General features: G+C 70.5%; 11 protein-coding genes. 8 read left to right on the forward strand and 3 right to left on the reverse strand.

The window, feature by feature from the left end; genetic code table 11:
• Nucleotides 1-290: 290 nt before the first annotated feature.
• Nucleotides 291-854: a GNAT family N-acetyltransferase gene (locus ACERMF_RS16965; protein WP_373670332.1), complete on the reverse strand. Its 564-nt coding sequence runs from the start codon at nucleotides 852-854 to the stop codon at nucleotides 291-293.
• Nucleotides 855-969: 115 nt separating this feature from the next.
• On the opposite strand from ACERMF_RS16965, the gene trpS reads away from it, so the two are divergent.
• The 3 genes from trpS to ACERMF_RS16980 are packed head-to-tail and all read left to right on the forward strand — an operon-like array spanning nucleotide 970 to nucleotide 3,175.
• On the forward strand, nucleotides 970-1,974 hold the full coding sequence (trpS, locus tag ACERMF_RS16970) for a tryptophan--tRNA ligase (protein WP_373670333.1): 1,005 nt from the start codon (nucleotides 970-972) through the stop codon (nucleotides 1,972-1,974).
• Nucleotides 1,975-1,979: 5 nt separating this feature from the next.
• Complete coding sequence (locus ACERMF_RS16975) at nucleotides 1,980-2,729, forward strand: alpha/beta fold hydrolase (RefSeq protein ID WP_373670334.1); 750 nt, start codon at nucleotides 1,980-1,982, stop codon at nucleotides 2,727-2,729.
• 29 nt (nucleotides 2,730-2,758) lie between these two features.
• On the forward strand, nucleotides 2,759-3,175 hold the full coding sequence (locus ACERMF_RS16980; protein ID WP_373670335.1) for a glutaredoxin domain-containing protein: 417 nt from the start codon (nucleotides 2,759-2,761) through the stop codon (nucleotides 3,173-3,175).
• A 15-nt stretch (nucleotides 3,176-3,190) separates the two neighbouring features.
• Here the strand turns inward: ACERMF_RS16980 and ACERMF_RS16985 are convergent, their stop codons facing one another.
• Nucleotides 3,191-3,526 carry a hypothetical protein gene (locus ACERMF_RS16985; RefSeq protein ID WP_373670336.1) on the reverse strand — a complete coding sequence of 112 codons (336 nt, stop codon included), beginning with the start codon at nucleotides 3,524-3,526 and terminating at the stop codon, nucleotides 3,191-3,193.
• A 291-nt stretch (nucleotides 3,527-3,817) separates the two neighbouring features.
• Here ACERMF_RS16985 and ACERMF_RS16990 point away from each other — a divergent pair, with 291 nt between their 5' ends.
• From ACERMF_RS16990 to ACERMF_RS17010, 5 genes are all read left to right on the forward strand, one after another.
• Nucleotides 3,818-4,567, forward strand: a complete 750-nt coding sequence (locus ACERMF_RS16990; protein WP_373670337.1) for a succinate dehydrogenase cytochrome b subunit — start codon at nucleotides 3,818-3,820, stop codon at nucleotides 4,565-4,567.
• Nucleotides 4,568-4,639: 72 nt separating this feature from the next.
• On the forward strand, nucleotides 4,640-6,556 hold the full coding sequence (locus ACERMF_RS16995; protein ID WP_373670338.1) for a fumarate reductase/succinate dehydrogenase flavoprotein subunit: 1,917 nt from the start codon (nucleotides 4,640-4,642) through the stop codon (nucleotides 6,554-6,556).
• Between the two features lie 64 nt (nucleotides 6,557-6,620).
• Nucleotides 6,621-7,373: a succinate dehydrogenase/fumarate reductase iron-sulfur subunit gene (locus ACERMF_RS17000; protein WP_373670339.1), complete on the forward strand. Its 753-nt coding sequence runs from the start codon at nucleotides 6,621-6,623 to the stop codon at nucleotides 7,371-7,373.
• A gap of 32 nt (nucleotides 7,374-7,405) precedes the next feature.
• Nucleotides 7,406-8,995: a methylmalonyl-CoA mutase gene (locus ACERMF_RS17005; protein ID WP_373670340.1), complete on the forward strand. Its 1,590-nt coding sequence runs from the start codon at nucleotides 7,406-7,408 to the stop codon at nucleotides 8,993-8,995.
• A 132-nt stretch (nucleotides 8,996-9,127) separates the two neighbouring features.
• On the forward strand, nucleotides 9,128-10,534 hold the full coding sequence (locus tag ACERMF_RS17010) for an NAD(P)H-quinone dehydrogenase (protein WP_373670341.1): 1,407 nt from the start codon (nucleotides 9,128-9,130) through the stop codon (nucleotides 10,532-10,534).
• A 64-nt stretch (nucleotides 10,535-10,598) separates the two neighbouring features.
• Here the strand turns inward: ACERMF_RS17010 and ACERMF_RS17015 are convergent, their stop codons facing one another.
• Nucleotides 10,599-13,841, reverse strand: coding sequence for an ExeM/NucH family extracellular endonuclease (locus tag ACERMF_RS17015; RefSeq protein ID WP_373670342.1), 3,243 nt, complete (start codon nucleotides 13,839-13,841; stop codon nucleotides 10,599-10,601).
• Between the last annotated feature and the right edge of the window lie 44 nt (nucleotides 13,842-13,885).

Consider the following 13,885-nt stretch of genomic DNA (forward strand, 5'->3'; position numbering starts at 1 on the left):
CAAGAGCGCCGCGCCCGGGGACGGGCGCGGCGCTACGCATGACGTCGTGTGGTGCCGTCAGCCGAGGTCGGCCAGACACTGTGCGACGACGTGTGGCGGGTAGATGACCGGGCGGCTATATTGCGCGTCCTGATGCATCACCTCTCCTTTCGCTGCCCGTTTCGATCGCGCTTCGTGGCGCGGGGCGTGGGGGCACTATGACCGGTGTCGACCGCTACCGCCGCCGCTGAAGGTGACCGAAGGTCGATCGGGGACGCACGCTGGCCGCGCGGGCAAGCCGGCGGGATGGGTCAGAGCGGCAGTTCGCCGGGTCGGATGCCCCAGACGTTGGCGTCGACACGCGGCGCCCGGCGGTCACCGGACGGACCGTCGACCATCGCGTCGCGCAGCGTCCCCTCGTGGACGAAGCCGAGCCGCCGGGCGACCGCGTTGGAGCCGGCGTTGGACGCCGCGGCGTGCAGGCCTACGTAGCCGAGTTCGAGCGGTCCGAAGGCGAACTCGAGCAGGAGCCGGCCCCCGCGCACGGCAACGCCCCGGCGACGGGCCTCGGGCGCGATCCAGTAGCCGAGCTCACCGCTGAGGTCTGCGACGTCGATGCCGAGTCCGATCGCGCCGAGCACGCGGTCGCGTTCGTCGACGGCGAGCAGGTGGACGCCACGGCCGTTGGCGAGGCTGTCCCGGCTGAACCGGACGAACGCCCGCGCGTCCGCCCGGGTGTACGGCGACGGCACCCGCGTGAACCGTTGCACGTCGGGGTCCTGGCAGCAGCGCGCGATCACCGACACGTCGGACTCGGTCGGCGGGCGCAGCCGGACGGGACCGCTGCTGAGGTGCGGCAGTTCGATGGGCGGCACCGTCTGCTCCTCGGACGCGCCCGCGTCGGGGGTCGCCGGGGCAACGCTACCTTCACGGCCCCGCCGTCCGGCCCGTGCCGGCCGTTCCCAACCGTTCCGACCTCAGGAAGCGACCGTGACCCGCGTTTTCTCCGGCATGCAGCCGAGTGGTGAACCGCATCTGGGCAACCTGCTGGGCGCGTGGGTGAACTGGGTCGCGATGCAGGACGAGGCCGACTGCGTCTACTGCGTCGTCGACCTGCACGCGATGACCTCACCGGCCGAGCACGACCCGCAGACGCTGCGGTCCCGGACGGTCGAGCTCGCGACGGGGATGCTCGCGGTCGGCGTCGACCCGCAGCGCTCGATCCTGTTCGTCCAGTCGCACGTGCACGAGCACGCCGAGTGCACCTGGCTGTTCAACTGCGTCGCCGGTTTCGGGGAGCTGCGCAAGCAACCGCAGTTCAAGGACAAGTCCGAGGGCCGCGGCGAGTCCGTCAGCGTCGGACTGTTCGACTACCCCGTGCTGCAGACGGCCGACATCCTGCTCTACCACGCCGACGAGGTCCCGGTGGGCGAGGACCAACGCCACCACATCGAACTCGCCCGCGACATCGGCCAGCGGTTCAACCACCGCTTCGGTGACGTGTTCACCCTGCCGAAGGCCGTGCATCCGCGGGCCGGGTCGCGCGTGATGGACCTACAGGACCCCACGAGCAAGATGTCGAAGTCGCAGTCGAGCGAGAAGGGGATCGTCCGGCTGCTCGACGACCCGAAGCAGATCGAGAAGAAGTTCAAGAGCGCCGTCACCGATTCGGCCAGCGACATCCGCCACGACCGTGCCGAGAAGCCGGGCGTCTCCAACCTGCTCGAGATCCTCGCGGCCGTCACCGGCGATCCGGTCGACAAGCTGGCCGCCGAGTACGACGGTGGCGGCTACGGTCCGTTCAAGCAGGCGGTGGCCGATGCCGTCGTCGAGCGCCTCCGCCCGTTCCAGGACCGCTACCGGGATCTGCACCGCGACCCCGGCGAGGTGGCCGCGCTGTTGGCCGATGGCGCCGAGCGTGCCCGCGCCATCGCCGCACCGACGCTGGCGGATGCAAAGCGGGCGATGGGGCTGCTCCCGCCCGGCCAGGCGTGAGCGCGGTGGCGCCGTCGGCCCCCCTGCGACTCAACACCCATCTGTGGAATCCGCTCGGTGAGCGCCGGGCGCTGCTGCTGCACGGGCTCGGATCCGACGGTGGTTGCTGGTGGCGGCTGGCGTCGGAGCTCGCGGACGCCGGGTGGCTGGTGCTCGCCCCCGACCTGCGCAGCCACGGCATGAGCCCGACCGCCGCGAACCACACGATCGCGGCGTTCGCGGCCGACGTCGCCTTGCTCGGCGACCGCTGGGACCTCATCGTCGGGCACTCGCTCGGCGGGGCCGTGGCCGCCCAACTGCTGACCGAGCCCGACCGGGCGGCCGCGGCGGTGCTCGTCGACCCGGTCCTGCGCCTCGACGACGCCGACCGCGAGGCGGTTCGCGCCGCGCAGCGGCGCGACGTCGGCGAACTCGATGCCGCCGCCGTGGCGGCCGCCCACCCACGATGGGACGCCCGCGACGTCTGGCGCAAGGTGCTGGCGGCGCGGCGCGTCACGCCCGACGTCGTCGACGCCGTCGTCGACCACAACGATCCCTGGGATCTGACCGGCCACGCCGCGTCCTGGCGGGGTCGGGTACACCTACTGGTCGCCGACCCCGCACATGGGGGGCTGCTCGACCCGACCCTGGCCGCCACGCTGGCGCAGGCCCCCGACGTGACGACCGAGACGGTCGCACGCGCCGGTCACAGCATCCATCGCGACCGTCCCGACGTCGTCGCCGACGCCGTCGAGCGGATCACGGCCCACAACTGAGGTCGGTGGCGCCGTCATGGAGGAACGACATGGACACCGAGGACGACGCCACACCCGGCCCGACGTCCGAACCGCTGCGCTTCGACGACGATTCGCAACTGCCGGCCGACGCCTCGGTCACCGTCTTCTGGCGTCCCGGCTGCATGTTCTGCAGCGCGCTGTTCCGTGAGCTGGAGCGGACCGGACTGGTCTTCGGACGTCGCGACATCTGGGAGGACGAGGAGGCAGCGGCCTTCGTGCGGTCGGTCGCCGACGGCGACGAGACCGTGCCGACCGTCCGCGTCGGCGACCTCGCGCTCGTCAACCCCTCGGCGCGTGACGTCCTGCGTGCCGTCGCCGATCGCGATCCCGGGTCGCTGCCGGAGACCGCGCGCAACCAGCTCGCCCAGGGACCGGGCCGCGTCGGCCAGTTCCTCGGCCGACTCCTCGGCGACGGCCGCGAGTGAACCTGACGGCCGGTGTCAGGCCGGCGCGAGCGTGCCGTTCGCGCCGATCCGTGACACCTGGCGCAGGACGTACTCGATCACCTCGAGATCGCGTGCGAGCTGGGCAGCCCGCTCCTGCGGGAGCGGCCCGGTGCGACCCGAGGCGGCCGCCGCGAGGGCCGAGGCGGCCCGATCCCGGCGCGTCCGCATGCCGCCGGGCCCGCGCCGGGCGAGGTGGCGGCGTACCTGCTCGAGGTGCTCGGTCGGCTCCGGACCTCCCTGCCGGGCGATGGTGCGCAGCAGCACGGCGCAACGGGCCGCCAGCACCGCGGCACGCACCTCGGGGGGCGTCTGCGACATCATCGTGGTCACCGGCCTGCTCTCCTCGTCTCCCTCCGTTCAGACGCGCAAGCGTGGCCCGTGGTTGCGTCGGAAGCGTTCGACGATCGCGTCAGCCGCCACGCCGGACGCCGCCGCGCGCGCAAGGGGGCCGGGACCGCGGTGATAGGCTCCAAGACGTGGCGGTGCCGGACCGGTGGGTGGGCCTGCCACCACGTCAACTCCTCGCGGTGCCCCAACTCCTTCCTGCAGGGACCACCCGTGCCAGGCGGCGTGTGCACGGCGCCCCACCGGGATGGCGGCCTTCCAGGAGAGAGCAGCGCGATGGCGACCAAGGTCACCGGGGTCACGCAAGGCGGCCCCCCCAATCCATCCGGTGGAAAGACGCGGCGGCCCTTCCTGGTCGACCTCTACGGGTCCGCGGTCGGCAAGAAGTACGTCATGGCCATCACCGGGATGGTGTGGCTCGGCTACGTCTTCGCCCACATGGTCGGCAACCTCAAGATCTACCTCGGCGCCGAGGATTTCAACCACTACGCCGAGTTCCTGCGCGCGGGCCTGTTGGTCCCGATCGTGCCCGAGGAAGGGGCGCTGTGGGGGATGCGGGTCCTGCTGCTGGTGACCCTGTTCTTCCACATCCTCGCGGCGTACCAACTGACGGTGATGAACCGCAACGCCCGGCCCGAGCGGTACCAGGCGCGTCGCGAGTTCGTCGCGGCCGACTTCGCCGCCCGCACGATGCGCTGGACCGGCGTGATCGTGCTGTTGTTCCTGCTCTACCACATCGCCGACCTCACCCTGGGGTGGGTGAACCCGGCCGAGGCGGGCTCGACGCCGTATGACAAGCTGATCGCGAGCTTCTCGCAGCCGCTGGTCGCGGCCTTCTACGTGATCGCCAACCTCGTGCTCGGCATCCACATCTACCACGGTGCCTGGAGCATGTTCCAGTCGATGGGCTGGAACAACCGCAAGTTCAACCACTGGCGGCGGGCCTTCGCCATCGGCTTCGCCGTGATCGTGATCGGCGGGAACGTCTCGTTCCCCCTGGCCGTGCAGTTCGGACTCGTCGGCTAGGCAGCCGCAATCGGGGCGGCCAGGCCGTCACGCCAACCGGCACGACCGCTCCGCGGGACAAAGGCAGCAGCGATGACGCTCGACTCGAAGATCCCCGACGCACCGCTCGAGAGCATGTGGCGCGACCACAAGTTCAACATGAAGCTGGTGAACCCGAACAACAAGCGCAAGTTCGAGATCATCATCGTCGGCACGGGTCTTGCCGGCGCGTCGGCCGCTGCGACCCTCGGTGAGCTCGGCTACCGCGTCAAGGTGTTCACGTTCCACGATTCGCCGCGCCGCGCCCACTCGATCGCCGCGCAGGGCGGCATCAACGCGGCGAAGGACTACCACGGCGAGGGCGACTCGGTCTACCGGTTGTTCTACGACACCGTGAAGGGCGGCGACTACCGCTCGCGCGAGGCCAACGTCTACCGACTGGCCGAGGTGTCCAACAACATCATCGACCAGTGCGTCGCGCAGGGGGTCCCCTTCGCCCGCGAGTACGGCGGCTTCCTCGACAACCGCTCCTTCGGTGGCGCGCAGGTCCGGCGCACCTTCTACGCGCGCGGTCAGACCGGCCAGCAGCTGCTGCTCGGCGCCTACCAGGCGCTGGCGCGCCAGGTCGCGGCCGGGACGGTCGAGCTCGTCACCCAGTCCGAGATGCTCGAGCTGGTCGTGGTCGACGGCAAGGCGTCGGGCATCGTGGTGCGCGACCTCGTCACCGGCGAGATCAGCTCGCACTCGGCGCACGCGGTCGTGCTCGGCACCGGCGGGTACGCCAACGCGTTCTACCTGTCCACCAACGCCATGGCCTCCAACGTGACCGCGGCCTGGCGCGCGCACCGCAAGGGCGCCTACTTCGCCAACCCCTGTTTCACGCAGATCCACCCGACCGCCATCCCGTCGTCGGACGAGTTCCAGTCCAAGCTGACCCTGATGTCGGAGTCGTTGCGCAACGACGGACGCATCTGGGTGCCGACCAACCCCGACGAGAGCCGGGCCGCGGCCGACATCCCCGAGGGCGAACGGGACTACTTCCTCGAGCGCAAGTACCCGGCCTTCGGCAACCTCGTCCCGCGTGACGTCGCCTCGCGCAACGCCAAGGAGCAGGTGGACGCCGGCAAGGGCGTCGGTCCGCTCAAGAACGGGGTCTACCTCGACTTCGCGCAGGCCATCTCCCGCCTCGGTCGCGACGCCGTCGGCGACAAGTACGGCAACCTGTTCGAGATGTACGAGCGCATCACCGGCGAGGACCCCTTCGTCATGCCGATGCGCATCTACCCGGCGCCCCACTACACGATGGGTGGCCTGTGGGTCGACTACCACCTGCAGACCACGATCCCCGGCCTGTTCGCGATCGGCGAGGCCAACTTCTCCGACCACGGCGCCAACCGCCTGGGCGCGTCCGCGCTGATGCAGGGACTCGCCGACGGCTACTTCATCCTGCCCTACACCATCGGTGACTACCTGGCCCCCATGCTCGGCCAGCCCAAGGTCGACACCTCGGCGTCGGAGTTCGCCCAGGCCGAGACCGCGGTGCGCGAGCAGACCGACCGGTTCCTGCGGACCAACGGCACCCGCTCGGTCGACTGGTACCACCGTGAACTCGGCAAGATCATGTGGGAGCACTGCGGGATGGCGCGCAACGCGGCCGGCCTGCAGAAGGCGCTGTCGGAGATCCCGACGCTGCGCGAGGAGTTCGAGAACAACGTCCGTGTCCCCGGCTCCGCCAACACGCTCAACTCCTCGCTGGAGAAGGCCGGCCGCGTCGCCGACTTCTTCGAGCTGTCCGAGCTGATGTGCCGCGACGCCCTCATGCGCGAGGAGTCGTGCGGTGGGCACTTCCGCGAGGAGTCGCAGACCGAGGAGGGCGAGGCGCTGCGCGACGACGACAACTTCGCCTTCGTCGGTGCCTGGGAGTGGCAGGGGCTCGGCACCGAGCCGACCCTGCACAAGGAACCGCTGGACTTCACCAACGTCGCGCTCAGCCAGAGGAGCTACAAGTGACGGATGCGGGGGGCTGCGCCCCCCGCAGACCCCCCGTTGCCGCATCGACCGCGAAGAGGCTGCAATGAATCTCACGCTACGAGTCTGGCGTCAGGCCGGTCCGGACGCACCGGGTCGGTTCGAGACCTACCACGCCACCGACGTCAGCGAGGACGCGTCCTTCCTCGAGATGCTCGACCACGTCAACGAGTCGCTCATCGACGCCGGTGACGAGCCGATCGAGTTCGCCCACGACTGCCGCGAGGGCATCTGCGGCACCTGCGGCCTGATGATCAACGGGCAGGCGCACGGCCCGGAACGCGCCACCGCCACCTGCCAGCTGCACATGCGCAAGTTCGCCGACGGCGACGAGATCGTGATCGAGCCGTGGCGGGCAGCCGGCTTCCCCGTGGTGCGCGACCTCGTCGTCGACCGCTCCGCCTTCGACCGCATCGTCGAGGCCGGCGGCTACATCTCGGTCGACACCGGTTCGGCACCCGACGCCAACCTGATCCCGGTGCCGAAGGAGGTCGCGGACGCATCGATGGACGCGGCCGCCTGCATCGCCTGCGGCGCCTGCGTCGCGGCCTGCCCCAACGGTGCCGCGCAGCTGTTCACCTCGGCGAAGATGGCGCACCTCAACGTGTTGCCCCAGGGTCAGCCCGAGCGCTACGAGCGGGCGGTCAGCATGGTCGACACCATGGAACAGTTCTTCGGCTCCTGCACCAACATGGGCGAGTGCGAGGCCGCCTGTCCCAAGGGGATCTCGATCGACTTCATCGCCTGGATGAACAAGGACTACCGGAAAGGCAAGATGCGGTCGCGCCGCAGCGCCTGACCTTCGACAGCCACGACGCGAGGGGTCTTTCGATGGCGGACGAGGAACCGACGGCGGTCAGCGGCTTCCCGATCGAGGCGGTCTACGGCCCCGGGCACCTCGAGGGATTCGACCCCGCGGAGCGCCTCGGGGACGCCGGCGCCTACCCCTACACCCGCGGCGTCTACCCGACAATGTACCGCGGGCGGCTGTGGACGATGCGGCAGTACGCCGGCATGTCGACCGCGCAGGAGTCCAACCGGCGCTACAAGTACCTGCTCGAGCAGGGCACGACCGGACTCTCGGTCGCGTTCGACCTGCCGACGCAGATGGGCTACGACTCCTCGGCCGAGATCGCCGACGGCGAGGTCGGCAAGGTCGGCGTCGCCATCGACACCGTCGAGGACATGAAGGCGCTCTTCGACGGCATCCCGCTGGACCAGGTGTCCACGTCGATGACCATCAACGCGCCGGCGTCGCTGCTGTTGCTGATGTACCAGATCGCGGGTGAGGAACAGGGGGTCGCGCCCGCCGACCTGCGCGGCACGATCCAGAACGACGTGCTCAAGGAGTACATCGCCCGCGGCACCTACATCTACCCGCCGGCCCCGAGCCTGCGGATCATCGCGGACACGTTCGGCTACTGCGCCGAGGTGTTGCCGCGCTTCAACACCATCTCGATCTCGGGCTACCACATGGGCGAGGCCGGGGCGACGCCGGTCCAGGAGATCGCATTCACGCTCGCCGACGGCATCGCCTACGTGCAGGCCGCGATCGACGCGGGCCTCGACGTCGACGCTTTCGCGCCGCGGCTGTCGTTCTTCTTCGTCGCCCGCTCGACGCTGCTCGAGGAGATCGCGAAGTTCCGGGCCGCCCGGCGGCTGTGGGCGTCGATCATGCGCGACCGGTTCGGTGCGCAGGATCCCCGGTCGCAGATGCTGCGCTTCCACACCCAGACGGCGGGCGTGCAGCTGACCGCCCAGCAGCCCGAGGTCAACCTGGTCCGCGTCGCCATCCAGGCCCTGGCCGCCACGCTCGGCGGGACCCAGTCGTTGCACACCAACAGCTACGACGAGGCGCTCGCCCTGCCGACGGAGAAGTCGGCGCGACTCGCGTTGCGCACCCAACAGGTCATCGCCCACGAGACCGACGTCCCGGCCTCGGTGGACCCGCTGGCCGGCTCGTACCTGATCGAGTCGATGACCGACACGATCGAGGCCGAGGCGCGCGGGTACCTCGAGCAGATCGACGAGATGGGCGGCGCCGTCGCGGCGATCGAACAGGGCTACCAGAAGGGCGAGATCGAACGCGCGGCCTACGACCTCGCGCGCGACATCGACGCCGAGCGCCAGATCGTGGTCGGCGTGAACCGCTACCGCACCGACGACGAGCTCGCACCGGAGCTGCAGCGCATCGACGAGTCGATCCGTCAGGACCAGATCTCGCGCATCGAGACGGTGAAGGCGCAGCGTGACCAGGGTGGCGTGGACGCGGCACTCGACGACGTGCGTCGGGCCGCCAAGGGCAACGACAACCTGTTGCCGCCGATGCACGACGCGCTGCGGCGTCGCGCGACGCTGCAGGAGGTCTGTGACGTGCTGCGCGACGAGTTCGGCGCCTACGTGCCCTCCGAGCGGTTCTGAACCCGTCGCCACCGACCGGCCGCGACGGCGCCTCCGGCCCCTCGCACGTACGCGCGGGCGGGCAGGGACGACCCGGCACGCGGGTAGGGTCGCTGACAACCACGCCATGACACGACCTGCTCGAGGCTGCTCGTGAGCACGCAACGCATCGTCATCCTGGGTGGCGGACCGGCCGGGTACGAGGCCGCGCTCGTCGCGTCCGAACTCGGTGCCGACGTCACCATCGTCAGCGACGAGGGTCTGGGCGGCAACAGCGTGTTGTGGGACTGCGTCCCGTCGAAGGCGCTGATCGTGGCGGCGGAGGCGATGGGCTGGATGCACCTTGCCGAGGACCTCGGTGTGCACCTGCCCGAGGGCCGCAGCATCGACCGCACCGTGGTCGACTTTCCGAAGGTCGCCAGCAACGTCCTGCAGCTCGGCGCCAACCAGTCGCGCGACATCGAGGCCAAGGTCACGGCAGGAGGTGTCGATCTCATCCGCGGCCGTGGCCGCATCTCCGGCTACCACGAGGTGACGGTCACCGACGCCGACGGCGGCGAGCGGGTCCTGCCCGCCGACTACGTCCTGGTCGGAACCGGCTCCACCGCCCGGGTGCTGCCGTTCTTCGAGCCCGACGGCGAACGGGTGCTGGTGGGTCAGCAGGTCTACGGGCTGCCCGAGGTTCCCGAGCACCTCGTCGTGGTCGGCTCCGGCGCGACCGGCGCCGAGTTCGCCCACGCGTTCCGCCGCTTCGGTGCCGAGGTGACCCTCGTCAGCTCGCGCGATCTCATTCTGCCCACCGAGGATCCCGACGCGGCGCAGGTCATCGAGGACGTCTTCGAACGGCGCGGCATGACGATCCTGCGCAACGCACGGGCCGTGTCCTGTGAGCGGCGCGGCGACGAGGTGGTCGTCGGTCTGAAGGACGGTTCCGACGTCGTCGGCAGCCACGTGCTGTTCACGGTCGGGCAGGTGCCGAGCTCCCGCGACATCGGGCTCGAGACGGTCGGTGCGGCCGTCAACGAATGGGGCGGGATCGACGTCGACTCCGTCGGCCGCACGGACTGCCGCTGGGTGTATGCCGCCGGCGACGTCACCGGACGGGTCATGCTGGCGTCGGTCGCGGCCATGCAGGGCCGGACCGCGATGTGGCACGCGCTGGGTCAGGCCGTCCAGCCGATCCGCTGGGACGCGGTGGCGGCGACCATCTTCACGGATCCGGAGGTGGCGACCGTCGGCATCTCCGCCGACGAGGCCGTCGCGGCCGGTGTCCCGGTCGAGACGGCGCGACTCGATTTCCGGGGCAACCCGCGCGCGAAGATGACCAACGGCGTCGACGGCTTCGTGAAGGTCCACGCCCAGGTCGGCTCGGGCACGGTCGTCGGGGGTGTGGTCGTCTCGATGCGTGCCAGCGACCTGATCCAGCCGCTTGCGGTGGCGGTGCAGAACCGCCTGACCGTCGCCCAGCTGGCCCAGACCATCACGGTCTACCCGTCGATGGCCGGATCGGTTGCCGAGTGCGCCCGCATGCTCATGGCGCGGCTGGACGCCACGCGCTGACCGTCGGTCGACCGCGAGGGGGCCCCCGCCGTGGCAGGGGCCCGTCGCCGTCTGGCGGGTCCGGTCAGGGGTGACGGCCGCCCGTCGCCACCCAGGCCACGCAGTGGCCCTGGTTGCGGAACGGGCGCGTGAAGTTGCGCCAGCCCCCATCGGCGCACTCGTCCATCGTCGCGGGGATGGCCATGAGGTCCAGTCCCACGAGGACGGGGTCGTGGTCGGATGACCGGAAGGCACTCGGGTCGTAGTAGCGCTCGGCGACGTCGGCCGTGCGGAACCGCTGGTTGCCCGACACCCCACAGCACGACTCGAGGTAGTCGATGGCCGGCACCTCGTCCGCGTTGATGTTCCACGCCGCCGCGCCGGTCACGTACGGCATCAGGTCGGCGTCGGCCAGCGCGTGGTCGAGATAGCCCTGTGTCGCGTCGAACGTGTACGTGTAGGGCATGACGTCATCGGCCGCGTAGTGGTCCAGCAGATCGGTGTAGCCGGCCTGCTGGAGCGCCCGGATCGGGTCCTCCTGCGCGTAGGCGTTGAGGTCACCGATGATGAGATCGCCCCGCGCCTGTTGTCCGGTGGGGTCGGTCGCCAGCCAGTCCGCCATCGCCTGTGCGGCGCGTAGGCGCACACCGTTGCAGTTGCCCTGGCGGGCGTCGTTGTCGGCCGCCAGGCAGGCGGATCCCTTGGACTTGAGGTGGTTCACGGTCACGGTGACGGAGCGCCCGGTGGCGAGCTCGGTGAAGGTCTGGGCGAGGGCCGGCCGGCTGCGTTGGTCCTCGAAGCGGGGGTCGACCGAGCTGTCGAGGATCGCGAAGTTCCCGCTCGGCACGACGGTCGCCGGCTTGTAGATGTAGGCCAGCTTGATCGCGTCCGTGCCGATCCGGCCGGTGTCGAGGTAGTCGTACACCTCGGCGCCGAGCGTGGTGTTGACCGCATCGACCAGCGCGGCGGCGGCCTGACGGTCGCCTGCGTCGTTCTCGATCTCGATGAGGCCGAGGACATCCGCGTCCATGCGCACGATCGCGTCGACGATCTTCTCGGTCTGGCGGTCGAACTCCGACGGCGTCACGGCCCCGCGGGCGGTCGGGAATCCGGTCGCGGTCGCGTGGTCGTCGCCGACGAAGTACCCGTCACCGTTGAAGTAGTTGAGGACGTTGAAGCTGGCGACGGTGAGGCTGCCACCGACCTCGGGCGGCGTCTGCGGACGGGGACGCGAGCGGTTGGTCCGCAACTCCTCGGTGATCTCGCCGATGTCGACCGGCTGCAGCCGCCATTCGCCGAACCCGAAGTGCAGGATCGTGGGCACGTCGCGCAGCTGGTCGCCGATGCGCAAGGTGTCACCGGGCACGACGTAGGGGAGCGGGTCGAGGTTCTGTCCCGTCCGGCCGTCGTCGAGGATGATGTTGTTGGCGGCGTTGTACGCCACGACGGCCTCGTAGGCGGCGTCGTCGCGGGGATCGACCACGTTGGTCGGGTTCTGCAGCACGCCGCCCGAGGACAGGCGGACCTCGCCGAACCGCTCGATCTGGAAGAACTCGACCACGGTCAGCTCGTCGTGCACGACCCGCATCGACTCGAGCGGCTCGAACACGTCCCCTCGATCCGCGGGATGCGTCGGGAGCGGCAGCTGTGCCGGCGGCGGCAACGTGGCGTCGACACCGGTGTCGGCACAGACCGCGAGGTCGGAGGCACTCACCTGCGTGACCCCGTTGAACTCGCTGGGCCGGCCGACGACGTGGACGAGGTCGCCGACCTTGCCGTCGAACGCGCCGGGACCGTCGAAGACGAACACGCCCTCGGACGTCGCCGGGTCGTCGTCACGGTCCTCCTCGATCGCCTCGACGAAGAACCCGCGCAGGCCCTGGTTGGCCGGGATGCCGCTGTCGCCGCCGGAGGTGAAGTCGGCCGTCACGACGCCACGCGTGAGCACGAGCTGGCCCGCGATCGGGGTCTCGCTGCCGTCCCCCTGGATCTCGTTGACGACCGTGATGTCGTCGTCGGTCGCCGTGCAGACGTCCTCGGGGAACTCGGGGTCGGGGTCGGGAACGGGCCGCTCACGGCACGGCGCCGGCTCGACTGCGCTGTTGCGCGGCGAGGGCGCACCGGTGGCGAAGTCGGCCGCGTTGTCGTCGGTGTCGACGCAGCCGGCCTCGTCGCGGATCGCGGCGGCGGTGGCACTCAGGGTGGGCGCCGCGCCGTTGCCCTCGAAGCAGTTCGCCCCGCCGTAGCCGACCAGGTCGATGACGGTGGTCGGACAGGAACCCTGCAGCGCCGTCGTCGAGTCGGTCAGCGCGACCTTGCCCGCGCCAGCGGCCATGGGGATGGACCCGGTCGTGTCCGCGGTCGGCAGTGCCTGGCTGCCACCGCTGCCGGCCGCCTGCTGGACGAGGTGGTAGCCGCCGGCGGGAATCGTGCCACTGAGCGGCGTGACCTGCCAGGAGGTGCCGGTCGACGAGGCGTACTGGACCGCGTGGCCCTGCAGATCGACCGCCTGGTCGCCGCGGTTGAACAGCTCGATGAAGTCGTGGGTGAGGGTGGCCCCGCTGTTCCCACCGCCGCCGTAGACCTGGCTGATCACGACGGTCGCGTCGGCCGGGTCAGGGTCGGGGTCGGGATCCGGGTCGGGATCGGGGTCAGGGTCCGGGTCGGGCTCGTTCGAGCCGTCACAGGGGGCGGCCGGCGTGCCGCTGTTGCGGGGTGCCGGGGAACCCGTCGAGAAGTCGGCCGCGTTGTCGTCCGTGTCGACGCAGCCCGCGCCGTTGCGCAGCGCGGCCGTCGTGTTGCTCAGGGCCGGGGTGGAGCTGCCTCCCTCGCCGCAATTGGCGGTGCCGTAACCCACGAAGTCGAGGAGCTCGGCGCCGCCTGGGCAGATCTCCGTCGGAACCGTGGCGTTGCTGGCGAACAGGGCGATCTTGCCGCTGCCGCCAGCGAGGTTGATGCTGCCGGTTGCATCGGCCGGCGGCAGCGCCGACCCCACGGATGCGTTGCTCGTCGCCAGCTGGACCAGGTAGTACCCGCCGGGAGGAATCGAGGCCCCGGCCGGCAGGATCGCGTTATTGGTCCATGACGTCCCGGATGAGGACGCGTACCGCAGCGTGTAGCCACCGACGTCCGCGGTGGCGTCGCCGGCGTTGAAGAGCTCGACGTAGTCGTGCGTCAGCGTCGCGCCGCTGTTGCCCCCGCCGCCGTAGACCTGGCTGATCACCACCCCCGGGCCGGTCGGCTCGGCCTCCTGGGCGAGGGCGCCCGTTGCGACCGGCAGGACGCTGGCGAGGAGGGCGAGGACGACGAGGAGCGTGAACCGGCGCATGCGGCGACCCTTGTGAGCGATGCCGGAGGACCGGGCACAGATGA

The sequence above is a fragment of the Egicoccus sp. AB-alg6-2 genome (genome assembly GCF_041821025.1).
Taxonomy (GTDB): Bacteria; Actinomycetota; Nitriliruptoria; order Nitriliruptorales; family Nitriliruptoraceae; genus Egicoccus.